General features: G+C 55.0%; 12 protein-coding genes and 2 pseudogenes. 5 read left to right on the top strand and 9 right to left on the bottom strand.

Annotated features, from left to right (window positions below; translation table 11 throughout):
- Both GLP52_RS18875 and GLP52_RS18880 read left to right on the top strand, forming a co-directional pair.
- Complete coding sequence (locus tag GLP52_RS18875) at positions 1–3,138, top strand: efflux RND transporter permease subunit (RefSeq protein WP_237273300.1); 3,138 nt, start codon at positions 1–3, stop codon at positions 3,136–3,138.
- 208 nt (positions 3,139–3,346) lie between these two features.
- Positions 3,347–4,291 (top strand): cation diffusion facilitator family transporter, encoded by a 945-nt coding sequence (locus GLP52_RS18880; protein ID WP_237273301.1) that lies wholly within the window; start codon positions 3,347–3,349, stop codon positions 4,289–4,291.
- A 233-nt stretch (positions 4,292–4,524) separates the two neighbouring features.
- Here GLP52_RS18880 and GLP52_RS18885 read toward each other — a convergent pair whose 3' ends face one another.
- The gene (locus tag GLP52_RS18885; RefSeq protein WP_237273307.1) at positions 4,525–5,160 is read right to left on the bottom strand and encodes a TRAP transporter large permease subunit; all 636 of its coding nucleotides are present in this window, start codon (positions 5,158–5,160) and stop codon (positions 4,525–4,527) included.
- On the opposite strand from GLP52_RS18885, the pseudogene GLP52_RS18890 reads away from it, so the two are divergent.
- Positions 5,150–6,128, top strand: a pseudogene (locus GLP52_RS18890) (IS5 family transposase). The gene GLP52_RS18885 and the pseudogene GLP52_RS18890 sit on opposite strands and share 11 nt — an antisense overlap.
- Positions 6,129–6,501: 373 nt before the next feature.
- On the opposite strand, the gene GLP52_RS18895 reads toward GLP52_RS18890, so the two are convergent.
- The 5 genes from GLP52_RS18895 to repC all read right to left on the bottom strand — a co-directional run bounded on the left by GLP52_RS18895 (position 6,502) and on the right by repC (position 12,094).
- Complete coding sequence (locus GLP52_RS18895) at positions 6,502–7,788, bottom strand: ATP-binding protein (RefSeq protein WP_237273306.1); 1,287 nt, start codon at positions 7,786–7,788, stop codon at positions 6,502–6,504.
- 164 nt (positions 7,789–7,952) lie between these two features.
- A complete protein-coding gene (scpB, locus tag GLP52_RS18900) occupies positions 7,953–8,537 on the bottom strand; it encodes an SMC-Scp complex subunit ScpB (RefSeq protein ID WP_237273305.1) in 585 nt (194 codons plus the stop codon).
- A gap of 2 nt (positions 8,538–8,539) precedes the next feature.
- Entirely contained in the window at positions 8,540–9,445 is a 906-nt protein-coding gene (locus GLP52_RS18905) for a DUF1403 family protein (protein ID WP_237273304.1), read from the bottom strand.
- A gap of 428 nt (positions 9,446–9,873) precedes the next feature.
- Entirely contained in the window at positions 9,874–10,089 is a 216-nt protein-coding gene (locus tag GLP52_RS18910) for a hypothetical protein (RefSeq protein ID WP_237273986.1), read from the bottom strand.
- 910 nt (positions 10,090–10,999) lie between these two features.
- Positions 11,000–12,094 (bottom strand): plasmid replication protein RepC, encoded by a 1,095-nt coding sequence (repC, locus tag GLP52_RS18915; RefSeq protein ID WP_237273303.1) that lies wholly within the window; start codon positions 12,092–12,094, stop codon positions 11,000–11,002.
- On the opposite strand from repC, the gene GLP52_RS18920 reads away from it, so the two are divergent.
- Positions 12,093–12,275: a hypothetical protein gene (locus tag GLP52_RS18920; RefSeq protein ID WP_237273987.1), complete on the top strand. Its 183-nt coding sequence runs from the start codon at positions 12,093–12,095 to the stop codon at positions 12,273–12,275. The two genes, repC and GLP52_RS18920, sit on opposite strands and share 2 nt — an antisense overlap.
- A gap of 44 nt (positions 12,276–12,319) precedes the next feature.
- Here the strand turns inward: GLP52_RS18920 and repB are convergent, their stop codons facing one another.
- The gene (gene repB / locus GLP52_RS18925; protein ID WP_093734476.1) at positions 12,320–13,297 is read right to left on the bottom strand and encodes a plasmid partitioning protein RepB; all 978 of its coding nucleotides are present in this window, start codon (positions 13,295–13,297) and stop codon (positions 12,320–12,322) included.
- The gene (repA, locus tag GLP52_RS18930; protein WP_093734475.1) at positions 13,297–14,499 is read right to left on the bottom strand and encodes a plasmid partitioning protein RepA; all 1,203 of its coding nucleotides are present in this window, start codon (positions 14,497–14,499) and stop codon (positions 13,297–13,299) included. The genes repB and repA overlap by 1 nt, the downstream gene beginning before the upstream one ends.
- Positions 14,500–14,986: 487 nt before the next feature.
- On the opposite strand from repA, the pseudogene GLP52_RS18935 reads away from it, so the two are divergent.
- Positions 14,987–15,151, top strand: a pseudogene (locus GLP52_RS18935) (type II toxin-antitoxin system ParD family antitoxin); the annotation flags it as partial.
- A 247-nt stretch (positions 15,152–15,398) separates the two neighbouring features.
- Here GLP52_RS18935 and GLP52_RS18940 read toward each other — a convergent pair.
- A complete protein-coding gene (locus GLP52_RS18940; RefSeq protein WP_237273293.1) occupies positions 15,399–16,376 on the bottom strand; it encodes an IS5 family transposase in 978 nt (325 codons plus the stop codon).
- Between the last annotated feature and the right edge of the window lie 10 nt (positions 16,377–16,386).

Raw genomic sequence — 16,386 nt, forward strand, 5'->3', positions numbered from 1 at the left:
ATGACTGATTTTATGCACCGCATCGCAGGCGGCTGGCTTTTGGCGGCCATTGCGGCTTTTGCGATGACGCTTGGCGGGCTTTTTGCGTTTCGCGCTTTGCCTGTCGATGCCTTTCCCGATGTGACACCCGCGCTGGTTCAGGTTTTTACCGAAACAGAAGGGCTCGCCCCCGAAGAGGTTGAACGCTATGTGACCTATCCGATCGAAACGGCGATGTCGGGCCTTCCGAAACTGAAAAACATGCGGTCGGTCTCCAACTTCGGGCTGTCGGTGGTGAACATCTATTTCGAGGACGGGACGGATGTCTATTTCGCCCGTCAGGTCGTGGGCGAGCGGCTCGCCGAAGCGCGTGGCAACATCCCAGACGGGTTTGGCGACCCGCAAATGGGTCCGATTTCAACCGGCCTTGGCCTCATCCTGTATTTCCGCCTGGAAGACCAGACCGGCGCACGCAACCTTGTCGAGATGCGCGAAATTCAGGATTGGATCGTCAAGTATCAGTTGCAGACCGTGCCGGGTGTCACCGAAGTTTTGTCCCTTGGTGGCTATGAAAAGCAATATCAGGTCAGGCTCGATCCCGATGCGCTGCTTGCCTATGATATTCAAATCGCCGATGTGATCAGCGCATTGGAGCGCGGAAACAAAACCGAAGGGGCGCAATTCCTCGAAATCGGATCCGAACAATACACGGTGCGCGGCGTTGGACTTGCCAAGACAATCTCTGATCTCGCAGAGATTGTCGTCAACGTGGAGGACGGGCGCACCGTGCGCGTGCGCGATCTGGGCCACATCATCGTTGGCGGTGGCGTTCGGCAAGGTCTTGCAACCGCCAATGGTGAAGGCGAAGTTGTCGCAGGGTTGGTTCTGAAACTTTATGGCACCAACACATCCGATGTCATCGCGCGGGTCCAGAAGCGCTTTGAGGAAATCAACGCAAGCCTGCCGGATGGTGTACTGGCGGTCCCCTACTATGATCAGGGAACGCTGGTAAACAAGGCCTCCGCAACCGTCACGACGGCGTTGTGGCAGGGGGCTGTGCTCGTAGCGTTGGTGGTGTTTGTCTTCCTGGGCGGCTGGCGTCCCAGTCTGGTTGTGGTCCTGTCGATTCCGTTTTCCGTCGGTTTTGCGTTTATCGCAATGTACGTGCTCGGCATCAGCGCCAATCTGATGTCTCTGGGCGGGGTCGCCATCGCCATCGGGATGATGGTGGATGGGGCGATTGTCATTTCTGAAAACGTGGATCGCAGCTTTGAGGAAGATGACGGCTCTGAAGAGCCGCGTATGTTGGTTGCCCGATCTACCGCCGAGGTAATCGCACCTCTGGTGGCGGCGGTTGCCGTGGTTATCGTTGTTTTCCTGCCGCTTTTCTCGCTGCAAGGGGTTGAGGGCAAAACCTTCCGGCCCTTGGCGGCATCGGCTGCACTCGCCATGACCGGATCGCTGTTCTATGCGGCCCTGATTGCGCCTTCCATGGCCTTTTCGGTGATGCGCCGATCCGGCAAGAAGGCCCCTGACAAGCCGGGGCGGACTGTCGCGATGGTCAGTGGTGCGGCCGGGTTCTTTGTCCGTAACCGTTTTTTCGCCATCGTCCTGTGCGGCATATTTTTGGCGGTGGGCGGTTTTGCAGGATCGCGACTTGGTTCCGAATTTACGCCATCGTTGGAGGAAGGCGATATTCTGATGCGCGTCACCATGGCACCCTCGATTTCGCTTACCGAAGGAACGAAGACGACGACGCTTGTGGAAAAGCGGCTGTTAAAGAATTTTCCTGAAATCAAGTCCATCGTGACCCGTATTGGGCGTGGTGAGGTTGGCGCGCATGCTGACCCGACCAACAGCGCCGAAGCCTTTATCGAGCTGAACCCGGTCGATCAGTGGCGGCCCGGCTTGTCTGCCGAAGGTTTGCGCACGGCGATTTCGGAAGATCTGGAAAGCTTTCCGGGGATTGTGGTGAATATCGGCCAACCCATCGCGATGGCTGTTGATGAATTGCTGACCGGCACACGCGCCGAACTGGCCGTCAAAATCTTTGGACCGGATTCCGAAATTCTGTTGGAGCGATCACAAGTCCTGCAATCACTCCTGCAACAGGTTGAGGGGTCTGCCGAGGTACAGGCCGACCAGATCACCGGTGCGCCGCAACTTGTGGTAACCGTGGATCGGTCAGCCCTTGGTCGCTACGGGCTTGATGTTGAGGACGCGTTGGATGGGCTGCGTGCAGCCGTCGGCGGGGCCGAAGCCGGATCACTGTTCGAGGGCGTGCGACAGTTTCCGATAATGGTGCGTTTTGACGAAGAAAGCCGCGACACACCGGAGGCGATCAGACGCATCGTGCTGGAATCGCCTTCGGGCGCACGGGTGCCGCTGGACACAGTGGCCAATATCGAAACTGTAATCGGTCCACGCCAGATCACACGCGAAGATGGCGAACGCTTCATCACGGTCCAGTCCAACGTGCGCGGTCGCGATATCGGCTCTTTCGTTGCCGAAGCGCAGACGTTGACGGACGCTCAGCTGGACCTGCCGCCCGGGTATCGTTTGGTCTGGGGCGGCCAATTCGAGCTTCAGCAACAGGCGAATGCCCGTTTCAAAGTGGTTATTCCGATTACGTTGGGCATCGTTCTGCTGATCCTTCTGGTAACCTTTGGTCGCCTGAAATCAGCGATCCTCATCCTGTTGAATATCCCCTTGGCGCTGACAGGTGGTGCGATGGCGCTCTGGCTGACAGGGTTACCGGTGTCGGTGCCTGCTACCGTCGGGTTTATCGCATTGTTCGGCATCGCGTTGGGCAACGGTATGGTATTGGTCAGTTTCATGGATGATTTTGCGCGCGCCGGTCGCAATCTGGAGGCTTTGGCCATTGAGGCCGCAGGGCTGCGCGCGCGTCCGGTCCTGATGACCGCCATGACGACGGCACTTGGGCTGGCACCATTGCTCTTCGCCACCGGCGTCGGTGCCGAGGTCCAACGCCCGCTTGCCACTGTGGTAACCGGGGGGCTTGTTTCGTCAACCGTGCTGACCCTACTGGTCATGCCCGCCCTGCACCGCTGGTTTGCGCCCAGACAAGGTGGGCATCATTCACTTGTCGAAACGGTCCATGGGCAGCATGCGAAGTCAGCCTCGGGAGCCCTTACCTGATGGAACGAACGCGCTTCAGGCTTGCTTGGATACAGAATTGGCAGAGGAGGAGAGTTCGATGAACATTGCAACGTTTTCGGGCGCGCCCCCGCAGACATCTCCAAAGTTTTCATCGTGGCGTGCACTGTCATGAGACCCGCCCGGATTTCTGCCGTCCGGGCATTGGATGTCATCCATCACATGGGCCGGATATGAAGGAGTTGCCGATATGGGACACGGGCACCATCATCACGTTGACCCCGAAGCAGGTGACCGTCGGGTATTCGCCGCCATCGCGGTCAATCTCGGCCTGACGGCCGCGCAAATTCTGGGTGGCATCGTTTCCGGTTCGCTCGCCCTGATCGCAGACGCGCTTCACAATTTCTCCGATGCGATTTCGCTCATCATCGCCTTTGGTGCGCGCAAGATCGCGCGGCGGCCACGGAATGCGAAAATGACCTTCGGCTATGGCCGGGTCGAGGTTGTGGCCGCCCTCATCAATTACACGACGCTCATCGTGACCGGTCTCTACCTGCTGTACGAAGCCGCGATGCGCTTCGCCGACCCGCAGGACGTCGAGGGCTGGCTGATCGTGGTCATCGCAGGCATTGCGCTCGTCGTGGACGCGGCGACTGCGATGCTGACCTACACGATGTCCAAATCCAGTGTGAACATTCGCGCGGCCTTCCTGCACAATGTCGCCGACGCGCTCGGCTCTGTCGCGGTGATCGTCGCGGGCACGCTGATCCTGCTTTACGATTGGCGACTGGTTGATCCGATCGTGACCGTTCTGATAGCAGGGTACATCCTTTGGCAATCCTTCCGCGAGATCGGCCCGGTCATCCGCATTCTCATGCTCGGCTCGCCGCCCGAGATCGAGACGGGCGCGGTTCTCGATACGGTGCGCGACCTCGACGGCGTGGCTGGCATCCATCACGCGCATTTCTGGCAGATGGACGAACACCGCGCCGCGCTCGACGCGCATGTGGTCATCGCGGAAGGTCGCTGGAGCGATGCGGATGCCGTGAAAGAGCAAATCAAGACGGCGCTGGCCGACCGCTTCAACATCGAACACACAACGCTGGAGCTGGAATGCGCGCGCCACGCCTGTGACGACCCGTCCGAGTTTGGCGGCAGAGGTCATAAGCACAAGGCAGCGAGCGAAGAAGCGTGAGCTGAATGTGCGACGTGGCCTTTTCCACTATGACGTATTGAGCTGTTTCGTGTTCCTTGACGGCACTCTTATTCTCGAATGTCTCGATCAGAGTACTCAACGCATTCCGAAACCGTCTCTGACCATCTGTAAAGGTAGTCTCTTCGGGCCGCGCGCAATCAAACCCCTGGCGAACTTTATGACTTCTTCTTGTGACCCCGCCGCAACTCCCTTATCCGCGCCAGAAACATCTGTCACCGTTCGATCAGCTGCGGCGTGTCTGCAGGCCCAAGGGTCACTTCAGGCAGCCAGGTGATAAGCTGAGGGAACGAGATTAGCGCCGCAATCAAAACGATCTCAATGGCGACAAGCGGTACCGCGCCGCGATAGATATCGGAAAGGTTGATACCTTTCGGTGCCGCCATCTTGGCGAAAAATAAGGCATAGCCGAAGGGAGGCGTCAGAAAGGACGTCTGCAAAGCCAGTGCTATCAGGCCAGCGATCCAGATTTGTGCAAAGTAGGCTGAGCCGACGTGATCTGCGAAGTCGAGTTCCGAAAAGATCGGCATCAGCACGGGTATGAAGACCAGCAGCACCTCGATCCAGTCAAAAACAAACCCAAGGACGATGACCACAGCAAGAAGCATCGCCAATAACTCCCATCGGGAGAGATCGAATGTGGATATCCAGTCGAAGATGACATCCGGTCCACCAACAAGGTGGAAACTCAGCGAGAAGACCGATGCGCCCAGTACAATGAAGAAGACCATCGACGTCATGGTACTTGTCTGCACCGTGACAGAGTTCAGCGAGGCGTTGTTGCAGGGACCCCCGGTCGGCTGATATTGGGTGCGTTCTGTTCGTTTCAGGATGCTGTAAATGCCGTACAAGTTCAACGCCGATCGGCGTGACAAAATTCCGAAGCAAAGGCATCGAGTAACAAACTGGGCCGAGTATAACGAAGGCTTGCGGCGGCGTGGTGATCTGACGGTCTGGATCAGCGAAGACGCACTTTCCTTGTGGTCGGCGCCGCGCCGTACCACGCGCGGCGGACAGCCGCACTACTCTGACTTGGCGATCGAGATGTGCCTGACGCTGGGTCTAGTTTTCAAGCAGCCTCTGCGTCAAACCCAAGGCTTGATGCGCTCTATTGCGCAGCTGCTGGGGGTTGCGATCGCAGTGCCGGATTTTTCCACCCTGTCGCGCCGTGGCAATGGGCTGACGTTGCGCCCAAAGCCGAAGTCCAAGTGTGACAAACCAGTGCAACTGGTTGTGGACAGTACCGGTCTGGAAGATCTTTGGCGAAGGTGACTGGCTCGAGGAGAAGCATAAAACTAGGCGTAAACGGCGCTCTTGGCGCAAGCTCCACCTCGGTCTTGATCTTGTCAGTGGTGAGATTGTCTGCTCTGATCTCACCAAGGACGACGTCGGTGATCCGACGGCGCTGCCAGGTCTTTTGGATCAAATCGACGGCCCGGCTGATCGGTTCCTTGCAGATGGAGCTTATGATGGAAAACCAACATCTGATTTGCTTACTGCCCGGTTTGGATCGCTGATCGAGCTGACGATCCCACCCCCCAAAAACGCATTACTGAGCCTAAATGCAGCCAAAGATCCGACGGTACGTGACCGCCATATCGCCGACGTCGCAGCCCGCGGGCGGATGGCCTGGCAGAAAGCCACTGGCTACAACCAACGCAGCCGGGGCGAAACCCTCATGGGCCGCTGGAAGGTGGTTATTGGGCCAAAGCTAAAGGCGCGTACCTTCGAAAATCAGAAAACAGAAGCCAAGATTGGCGTCCGGGTTCTCAACTGGATGACCGGACTTGGCCACCCAAGCTTTGAACGTACCGCCTGAATTCCGTCTCGGGTAGGGCGCGCTCTGAGTTGCAGTTGATCTATGCAACACGGCCCCACCAGACCAAAACGGCAGGCAGCCCAAAGGCAAAGAGCATTTGCGTGCCATCTGGCCAACTTTGCAACGCGACCGTTACGACAACCATGCACATCAAAAAATAAAGTGCGTAGAAAAAGATAACTCGAAAGAATTTAAAAATTGATGCCATTAACGAAACCCTCTTACGGATTACATTAGTTTGCGAGGTTTTCGATGCAATCACTATCGCTAAAGTAGAAGTGCAAATCTCTATAATTTTTCATTGACTGCGCTCTCGGCCCACGTCTCGACGAGAGCAGACCAAGGCAGGGCTTATGAGACTTGATATGGCAACCTAGGCATTGATATCGCTCCAAAGGGCGCTCACCGGGAGAGCAAAATTCCTATCGCCAAAGGTGAGTTTTTCTTTACCCAAGTAAAGCACGATCCCAGTACATATCCTGCTGCCTCCAGGCCCGTTTTTTGAGAACCATTTGAGATGTTTGAAGTCATCGCCGCTGACCGATGCAGAGGCCTTGACCTCGACACAGACCAGGTGGCTGCCGCCGTCGATCAGGATGTCAATCTCCCGCTGGTCCGCACTGCGCCAGTGATAAAGCCGATAGTCAGCATCCTGCATTGGGACGGCTCTCAGCAGTTCGTTCAAAACAAAGCTCTCCAGCAGACCGCCGAGGGCTTGCGGATTGTTGTCGATGGTAAAGGTATCTTCAGTGAAGCGACGCAAGGCGCAAGCGATGCCTGAATCTGCGAAGTGATATTTTGGGTTCTTGATTTCCCGCTTGCCCTCACCCGATGTCCAGGCACCCAGTTTGGTGAGCATCGATAATCGTATCAGGATGTCCAGATATTGCTCGACCGTAACGCGTTGCAGCTTGGTCAGTTTGGCAAGTTCGGAAGCGTTGATTTCTTGAGCCGACCGTGTCGCCATCTGGTCTATCAGGATACGCAGCGCATCTGGTTTTCGAACCGGCGTGATATCTGCCACATCGCGCTCAACGACCGCGTCGATATAGTCCCTATACTGCCGCTGACGGGATCTGATTGGCAACGTTCTGGTTTCGGGAAACCCACCTTCCAGAATGAAATCAATGTAATCACTTCGGGTGTTTGGCTCTGGATCGGCCACTTGTCCCAGCTTCGGGTCTTTTTGCATCGCCCAATCCATTAGGCGGCTGACAGGTGCTCTTTTGATTTCTGCAACTGACAAGGGCCAGAGCTTGAGTGTGCGCATCCTGCCTGCGAGAGAGTCAGCGACATCAGTGGTCGTAAATACATTGGAGGATCCGGTAAGTACAAATTGCCCTTTGCGCCGATTGGTATCGACCACCCTCTTAATTGCCAGAGCCAGCTTTTTAGACCGCTGAGCCTCATCGATGATAAGCGGGGCGTGGTCCAGGTCTTCCATTAGACTGGTGAGCTGCCCTTCTGGGTCAGCTTCAATGGCGGCTAAGACTGCAGCGTCATCCAAAGTGATAAAACGGCCATTGCCAAACAAGTCTCTTACAAGTGTCGTCTTACCAACCTGCCTCGGGCCGATGAGGTTAACTACACGCGCTGATGCGATCGCGTCTTCAAGCTCTGGAATGAGGTGTCTTGGCAGATAGTCTTCTGTATCACTCATGGACCGGCGCTTCCCTTTCGAGCTTTGCAGAACGCCCCTCGTATGAGAGGTCTGGTTCCTTACCACTGGTTGCCTATTAGAGAACCCACCATTTGTCTACTAGAACATCCACCATTTGCTCATTAGAAGCCCCACCATTTGCACGCTACATGGGCTTCTGTGTGTCAACTTGCCATGCCAGCATCCTCTAGCTCGCCGCGGTCGGGCAAATCACGAAGGCTTTCCATCCCAAACGCCATCAAGAACTTCTGCGTCGTCACATAGGTATAGGGTGCCCCCGCCCTCGGACTACGTGGACCCGTGGCGATCAACTCCTGCGCCCTTAACCTTCCAATCAGATCCCGGCTGATGTCTTTGCCAAAAATATCCTTCAACCCATCCCGCGTCAGCGGCTGGTGATAGGCAATCGATGCGAGCACAGCGACTTCAAATTCGTCCAAATCCAGATGCTGGTCGCCCACATCGGCCGCCGCGCGAATGGCATCAGCAAATCGCGCCCGCGTTCGCATCAACCAGCCGTCTGCTACGGCGACCAACTCATAGGGGCGATCGTCTAAATCGGCCTGAATATCCTCAATCAACAGATCAACCGAGGCCCCCTGCCCCACAACACGCGCCAAGTCCCCGCGCGGCACTGGCGAAGCGCTCGCAAAAATCACCGCTTCAATCCGGCCTATCCATTCACGCCAGCGCAATTCCGGGGGCAGGTATTCTAATTCAGTGTCTAACACTGAGGTTTCCTTGGCCATGCTTATACCCCGTACAGTCGGAACCTCGGCCTGCCAGTCAGTTCCCGCACGACGCCCAGTTCCACCAAACGGTCACACAGACGGCGCGCCGCGCGATCCGTCATCGGCATCAATGTGCCCTGGATCATCGGGCTTAACATGCATGACGGTGACACCGCATCATGGCTCAGGAACAAAGCCAACGCAGCGTCTGAGCCTTTGGCCCGCAGTTTTGGCGCAACGGACCGCAACTTGGCAACGCGCAGGTCTAGGTCCGCCGCCAAACGGATGGCAGTGTCGCAAGCAGCAACCATCGCACGATGTACAAAAAGTCTAGGTTCACCCGCCCCAGTCGCAATCGCGCGGATATCCCTGCGCACCATATGCGCCCCCAATAATGGCACAGGCCGATCCCAACCGACCGCACGGGCCAAAGCAACATCCGCCAACATCAATGCTCCCGCTTCTTCTCGTGGGAACCGGGGCAACAGCTCTGCTAAGATGTCGCTTGCTTGTCCCACCGGTGTTCCTGATGGAGATCCAAGAATGGACACAGCCTCATGGGCCAGCGCTGTTGGTAGCGCATTCTCCACCCGCCCCATCCATCCACTGACACCCAAGTTGATCCGCGCCAGCTTACGCCACCCCATAAACATCTCGCCCGCAGGTCCCAGCCGATCTCCTGCCCGCGCTAAACACACCGCGTCACGGATATCGGACCCGGGTTCATTGCGACCCTCGAGCTTTAGGCAAGCCACAGCAGAATCCAGAGCCATTCGATCCCGCAACAAGGCACAGGGCAATGTACCGTTTGGGTCGCGTAACACCGTATCTAGCGTAGCCAGCGCCGCGCCAGATAAAAAAGCAACAGTTTCAGGGTCTTCATCTCTTTGCACAGTGATCCAACGGGGCAGAAGCTGTAGGCTCATGGTATCACTCATAATAAGTTTAGCGGCCGGGTTCATCCTGACAGACTAAACCTACGCGGCGCTTATTTCCAGATAATAGCGCGTGAACCGCCGCATCTTGCCGGTCAAAGTTATGTCCAATAAGTTTACATTATCGGACGTCTGGCGATATTCTGCGAAAGAGAGCAGTTTGATCGCCAGATCCTATCAGCTGACCGAAATTCTCAAGATCCAACCGCTTCCAGAAAAAACGAGCCATGGGTCGTGAGAATCTGTACTAGTATTTATAAGACAGGCGCTGTCTCAGGGCTTTCTTCCAGATTGGTAAGTTCTTTAGTTGCGCTCAGCGCGCCAGAACCGGGCCGAGATGCGTCGCCTCAGCGAGAGGGGTCATGGGCAAATCGCCTGCCGGGCCCTTCCCTGTCCCTCCGCATCGCTCACGAGCATGACTAATATCGGCCATTTGACCGTATCCTCCATGATCCGCCCGTTATTGCAAAACACTGCAACAGCGAGCCCTGCGCCAGGGCGTGGTGACCGGGGCGCACCAACTTGGCAAGGACTGGCACCACCTGAAAGTATTCGGGGACGACGACCGTCAATGCTTGCCGGTGGATCGGCGTGGACAGAAAATCATGATTATCCCACCGTTCTTTCAGGGACATTCGGGGCTGCTCGCCACCGCTCGGCGGCGAGGCGTGACGATGCCATGCCATTAGTACCTGAAGCACTTCTGGCGCTTTCAGGTCTCGCTGCCCCGCGCCGCGCGCCCAAGCTTCGAGATGCGCTGCACTGACCTCGGCATGCCCTTCAAATTTATTGAACCAATCCCTACCGAACCGGTCGGACGGGTCTCCCTTGGGGCGTCTCGAAACTCCCCACCAAGCACCTGGAAGCGAAATCGCCGCGGCAGTGTAGCCGCTTTGCAATGCAGACCTTCGGGATAGTACAGACACGAACACCAGCTTTTTCGTGCGATCATCATGCGGGCCGCAGCCCTCAACTCCAGGAATGTCATGGCTTGCATCGTTATAGCGAAAGATTGGTCCGAGCCGCGATTAGAGCCCCCTGCCCTTCCGAAAGACGCCATTCCAAGTCAAACACATCATGCCCTGTTAGACCGAGCGCGGCGACGAATTCCGAAGCCGTCATGGTGTGGAACTGGGCCATGTGCGTGGGCCCGAAAGTCAGACGTCATCGACCTCGTGGAGATAGACAACCGGTAGGCGCCGAGGATGTCACAGGAGAGGATGCGTTCCCCGCCTCTTTCAATGGTGGTGATCGGTAGCTGCGACAGGAGCGAAAAGGTGCCAGGAGTGATGTCGCCGGTCACCTTGATCATTCGCGTCGAAGAAGTGGCGTGAACGCAGTCATCATTCCGTTTAGATCCTCGCGCTGTCGCCAGGGCGGGAGTGCAAAGGCCTCGAAGTGGCGCATCAGCTGGTCATCGGTGCGGCGCGCGTTGCCAAGAATGGGCAGCATGTCCAGGAATTGCGCCTGTTCGCGGTATTGATCGCCATGAAGGAGTTTTTAATGGCATTACAGTAAGGAAATTGTCCGCGGACAATTGCTGGTTCATGCCGGATAGCTCTGAACCTTGGCAAGACGCCGTATTAACCTTTCTGGGCTAAAATCGGCACTCTTCGAACCAGTGGTGATTGATCGAAAGTATGCTCCCACTGCTCGAATCTTGTCATGGAACTGCATAATCGCCCAAACTGTCGCTGCGGCTCTTAAAGCGCCGAGGCGTTTATGTGCTGCTTCATAGCTTTGGGTGGTGATTCCAATCATTGGTGCAAGGGTTCGAGCGTGGCTTACGACATCGTGAATGGTCTCGACACGTTTCAGTGAAAATTCAGCAGCGTTGGGGCAAGCGGATAACAACTCTGGGATGGATATTGGAGCGTCTGAAGATGAAGGTAACTTTTCGTTTTTTAGAACAACCTTCTCTTTATCAATAAGTTCTTTATTTGACTTATGATGGTGTCGGACAAATTGACCGTCACTGGCGGTCATAGTTGTTGTCAAACTAGAACTTGGATCATTTGTAGACTCGGCTGCGATCTCAGAGATTACCAGTTCTGAGAGGATCCGTTCGCAGTCTTCGAGGGATAACTTACGACGTAGGATACGGAAGGTGCTGAGGGCCATTTCATCGCTTGGGTTTTCGGTTAGACATTCGTTCGCCGCTGCGCGGATTTTGGCGCGCAGGTAATCAACTTGTTCTCGCTCTTGCATCACCTCTGCTGCCAATGCCGCAATCTCATGCAGGCGATCAAAGAGTGGTGTTAGGTCAAATCCGAACCGCAACGTTTTGCCTTCATGGCTGCTGTGTTTTGTGAAGCGTTTTCGATTAGCGCTATCGTGGCGAACAAGCAGTCCGATCTCTTGTAACGTTGCTGCGTGGCGCCGGATCGTCCGGTCTGAGATGCCATTGCGTCTAAATGTGAGTGTTGCGTTCGATGCAAACACTGTGTGGTGGTTGCGCTTAGGTGCAAGACACGAAAGCATCGCGTCTAAGGTTGAAATCACAGATGCGCTGAGACCCAAGCGGGGGGCAGCTTTCCGCAGTGTTGCAACAATGATGTGGCGCTCTGGAATGGAGTTGTCCGCGGACAATAGTTCACCGGTCCGCAACCCGGAGGGTGCAGTTGCTTGTCTAAATGCCATGTTTTTTTCACGACAACCTGATGTGAAAGGCACCAATATCCCTGAAAATCAGAAAAAAGGCCGCAAATCTTCAGCAACCGAATCGGTTGTTGTTGACTGGCGCGGAGAAGCTGCTAAATCTGAAAGTGCAAAGAACAGATCGGGCTCTCCTAGGGAAACCTTGGGGGCTCTTTCTTTTTAGGCTGTTGGTGTGCTCCTTTTTTGGTGTATCTGCTCGGTTAATAATCAGTCAGGCTTTCGCTTTGACTGCCACGCCTCGTAAAGACGTGTAAGCTCCGCATCTGCGTTGTTACGCATCCACTGAGCAAATTCTGGGGCTTCAGCCTTCGACAGCTTAACTGTCAAAGCACGGGCCGTTTCTTTCACCTCTGCTAAAACCGTCCCATCACCAAGCTTGATGGAGAGAGTCGGGGAGGGAACGGGTTTACTAGTTGCCTTAGGTTTCAGCACCTGACTAACGGCGTCACAGATCATGCTAAAGCGATCGTCGGGGCTTTTAGTCGCATCAAGCTCAAGTGCTGCGGTAACCTGTTCAAGATCGATGCTGTCGTTAAGCGACTGGTCCGCAAGTTCTTCCCAGCGTCTTCGTCCAATGCCATGAGCGGATCCGATCTGCTCAATGACTGACTTTGGAATGGACCGCGCTACTTTGGTCATTCTAGACAACATTGGTTTGTCCACCGCGAGGGCATCAAGAATGATGGCCTGTTCGTAGCCACTTGCGTAAAGTTCAGCCGCGAAGAGAGCTTTTTCAATGAAGCTGGGATCCAAACGCTGGGAATTTTCCTGTCCCTGGGCGAGGATGGCTTCCTCGTCAGAAAGAGACCTAACAAGTGCTTTCGCGGGGATACCGAGCGAACGTAAAGCCCGTAATCTACGGCGACCATAGACGATCTTATAGTGTCCGGGTTTGTCCGAAATTGGACGCACCATGATAGGCACTTGTTGGCCGTGAGCCTTAATGCTCTCAGCTAGCTTTAAAACATCAGCATCGCTGAAAGAGAGTCGGTCCTTAGGGCCACTCTCTTCTATGACATTAACCGAGATTTCTCTGACAGCGTTGCTCGCCACATCCTTCAAAGTGGACTTCACGCCGCTCATCGCCCCAGTATTAGGAAAACGTACCTTTTGCTCACCAGCTGGAACCGCCGAATTGTCTGCGTCAGGTGGGGGAGGAGGCTGGAATAGGTTTCGACGGGCCATTAGTCAGTTTCCCTTCCCCAAGCTTGCTGTATTGTGCTTTCGAATTCATCAGCGACACCATTAACGGATTCCAATATTCGGGTTAGAGTCTTCTTCACGACCTGAGAGGGGTCCAATTCATAGATGGTTTGCTGCGTCATCCCAGCGTCTGAGATCGCGGTGGATTTAAGCATTGGTGTGGTCAACACTTGATCCAGAAGTATAGATCTCAAAAAACCTGCCATTTGTGATTGTGGTACGTCGGTCGGCTCATATCGAGCAATCAAGAACTTAAGGAAATTCCAATCGATAGGTCCGGCTGCCTCCTCAAGGGTCTGGACAGTTTCTCCAGCCATTTCAAGGAATTGCGCCATTGAAGCGACATCCAGCATGCTGGGAACGACTGTGATCAGAAGGCCTGTAGACGCCAACAAAGCTGTCATGGTTGTAAAGCCTAGCTGAGGCGGGCAATCGATGATGACAAGATCGTAGTGGCTCTCGATCTCGTCGATGGCGATCGCAAGACGTTGAGTAAAGGGCGGATCAACCTTGTGCTGAAGCGCGTAGGCTGTTTCAGTCTCGTACTCCGATAACAACAGGCCGGCAGGAGCGAGATCAAGATTGTGAAAGTAAGTCTTTCGAATGATTTGGCTCAGCGGCACCGGATCTTCGTACTTTAGCGCGTCGTAAACCGTACCGCTTTCCGCGAACTCTATCTCCGGACGGTATCCGAACATCGTGGTTAAGCTGGCCTGTGGGTCCATGTCGATCGCAAGTACACGATAGCCTCGCAAAGCGTACCGTTGGGCCAAGTGGATGGCGCTGGTTGTCTTGCTAGAGCCGCCTTTAAAGTTGACGATAGAAATCACCTGAAGGGCGTCGTTCTCTCGCCGACCGGGAAGATATGTTTCACCGTTCCGACCAGTCTTCGCCATCACATGGCGGATCTGGTCGATCTCTTGGGCTGTGTAGAGCCTGCGACCTCTGGAATCAGTCTCTACATCGGGAAAATCGCCCTCCTGATGCCGCGTTCGAAGGTTCGACATGCTGATCCCAGTAAGCTCTGAAACTTCCGCGGGATGAAATTTACGCAGCGCCTTTCTACTATCGGGCTGAAAGCTATTGCGCATATGATTGTTAAGCGCCTCTGACAGGCGGGCAGCGTTCGACGCAATAGATGCGGCGATAGAGTTGGTTTGAACGATATCTGCGTTTGAATTCATGCTGCCCTCACGACCTCTTAGTGGGCCATCTGTGTTTCGTCGCTAAATCGCGTGATTTACGTCAAACAGCGACAACTGAACTCATGACACGCAACTTAACCTCAGGCAACAATTTTTGCAGTATACTGCTTAAGCAAATGATGACTCAATATCATGTTTTCTCATGTTATGACGCTAAGAACATGTTAATGTGGGATAAAATTACCAGCGAGCAAAGTTAAACAAGATGTTGTGGGATCTTCTTCGCAACTCTCAACAAGTTGATGCACTGCGTACATATCGAATCGGTATTTGTCCCAACTTCGGCAAACCCGTTGGATGCGGGGACGAAACCCCTTAATTTTATCCTTCGCTTTGCAGTTGGGGCTGGCTTACATTGCTAAGCGGGAGATGATTGGTTGCGCGCAATGTGGTACTGACAGAATCTCAAGATTAGCTGGTTCAAGACCTGATTTCATCTGGACGTTATTAAAATGCGAGCGAAGCCCTTCGTGTAGGCTTGCGACTGCTTGAACGCGAAGAAGCCGGTTTGGCTGAACTCCGAAGCAGCTTGATGCAGGGGCTCGCACAGGCGGAAAATGACGAGTTGGTTGATGGTACAGATTCTGATGCCATTCGACGTGCCTTTGACAGAGCCCGCTCGCTAGCGTGAAACGATCATTTCGCCTCAGGCGACGCGCAGAAGACAGTCTGGTCGATATCGCGAGATGAGGGGGTGTCTCAAAGTTGTGCAGTCCTGCTCGATGACGAAGCGGACCTGCGCTACGCAAGGGCAGGGGACCATTTTGTTGTGCTTCTGGAATGCGCCACAGAGGTATTGATCGTGGATTTCTTGCATTCGCACGGCCGTGTTGCATAGATCAACTGCAACTCAGAGCGCGCCCTACCCGAGACGGAATTCAGGCGGTACGTTCAAAGCTTGGGTGGCCAAGTCCGGTCATCCAGTTGAGAACCCGGACGCCAATCTTGGCTTCTGTTTTCTGATTTTCGAAGGTACGCGCCTTTAGCTTTGGCCCAATAACCACCTTCCAGCGGCCCATGAGGGTTTCGCCCCGGCTGCGTTGGTTGTAGCCAGTGGCTTTCTGCCAGGCCATCCGCCCGCGGGCTGCGACGTCGGCGATATGGCGGTCACGTACCGTCGGATCTTTGGCTGCATTTAGGCTCAGTAATGCGTTTTTGGGGGGTGGGATCGTCAGCTCGATCAGCGATCCAAACCGGGCAGTAAGCAAATCAGATGTTGGTTTTCCATCATAAGCTCCATCTGCAAGGAACCGATCAGCCGGGCCGTCGATTTGATCCAAAAGACCTGGCAGCGCCGTCGGATCACCGACGTCGTCCTTGGTGAGATCAGAGCAGACAATCTCACCACTGACAAGATCAAGACCGAGGTGGAGCTTGCGCCAAGAGCGCCGTTTACGCCTAGTTTTATGCTTCTCCTCGAGCCAGTCACCTTCGCCAAAGATCTTCAGACCGGTACTGTCCACAACCAGTTGCACTGGTTTGTCACACTTGGACTTCGGCTTTGGGCGCAACGTCAGCCCATTGCCACGGCGCGACAGGGTGGAAAAATCCGGCACTGCGATCGCAACCCCCAGCAGCTGCGCAATAGAGCGCATCAAGCCTTGGGTTTGACGCAGAGGCTGCTTGAAAACTAGACCCAGCGTCAGGCACATCTCGATCGCCAAGTCAGAGTAGTGCGGCTGTCCGCCGCGCGTGGTACGGCGCGGCGCCGACCACAAGGAAAGTGCGTCTTCGCTGATCCAGACCGTCAGATCACCACGCCGCCGCAAGCCTTCGTTATACTCGGCCCAGTTTGTTACTCGATGCCTTTGCTTCGGAATTTTGTCACGCCGATCGGCGTTGAACTTGTACGGCATTTACAGGGCC

It is taken from the genome of Sulfitobacter sp. M22 (assembly GCF_021736025.1).
GTDB lineage: Bacteria > Pseudomonadota > Alphaproteobacteria > Rhodobacterales > Rhodobacteraceae > Sulfitobacter > Sulfitobacter litoralis.

What these genes read in the sequence shown, in the direction of transcription:
- scpB (WP_237273305.1), bottom strand. Translation starts at nt 8,537, where the DNA reads ATGGCCAAGGAAACCTCAGTGTTAGACACTGAATTAGAATACCTGCCC.
- GLP52_RS18940 (WP_237273293.1), bottom strand. Translation starts at nt 16,376, where the DNA reads ATGCCGTACAAGTTCAACGCCGATCGGCGTGACAAAATTCCGAAGCAA.
- GLP52_RS18875 (WP_237273300.1), top strand. Translation starts at nt 1, where the DNA reads ATGACTGATTTTATGCACCGCATCGCAGGCGGCTGGCTTTTGGCGGCC.
- GLP52_RS18910 (WP_237273986.1), bottom strand. Translation starts at nt 10,089, where the DNA reads ATGTCCCTGAAAGAACGGTGGGATAATCATGATTTTCTGTCCACGCCG.
- GLP52_RS18920 (WP_237273987.1), top strand. Translation starts at nt 12,093, where the DNA reads ATGTTTTTTTCACGACAACCTGATGTGAAAGGCACCAATATCCCTGAA.
- GLP52_RS18895 (WP_237273306.1), bottom strand. Translation starts at nt 7,788, where the DNA reads ATGAGTGATACAGAAGACTATCTGCCAAGACACCTCATTCCAGAGCTT.
- GLP52_RS18880 (WP_237273301.1), top strand. Translation starts at nt 3,347, where the DNA reads ATGGGACACGGGCACCATCATCACGTTGACCCCGAAGCAGGTGACCGT.
- repB (WP_093734476.1), bottom strand. Translation starts at nt 13,297, where the DNA reads ATGGCCCGTCGAAACCTATTCCAGCCTCCTCCCCCACCTGACGCAGAC.
- repA (WP_093734475.1), bottom strand. Translation starts at nt 14,499, where the DNA reads ATGAATTCAAACGCAGATATCGTTCAAACCAACTCTATCGCCGCATCT.
- repC (WP_237273303.1), bottom strand. Translation starts at nt 12,094, where the DNA reads ATGGCATTTAGACAAGCAACTGCACCCTCCGGGTTGCGGACCGGTGAA.
- GLP52_RS18905 (WP_237273304.1), bottom strand. Translation starts at nt 9,445, where the DNA reads ATGAGCCTACAGCTTCTGCCCCGTTGGATCACTGTGCAAAGAGATGAA.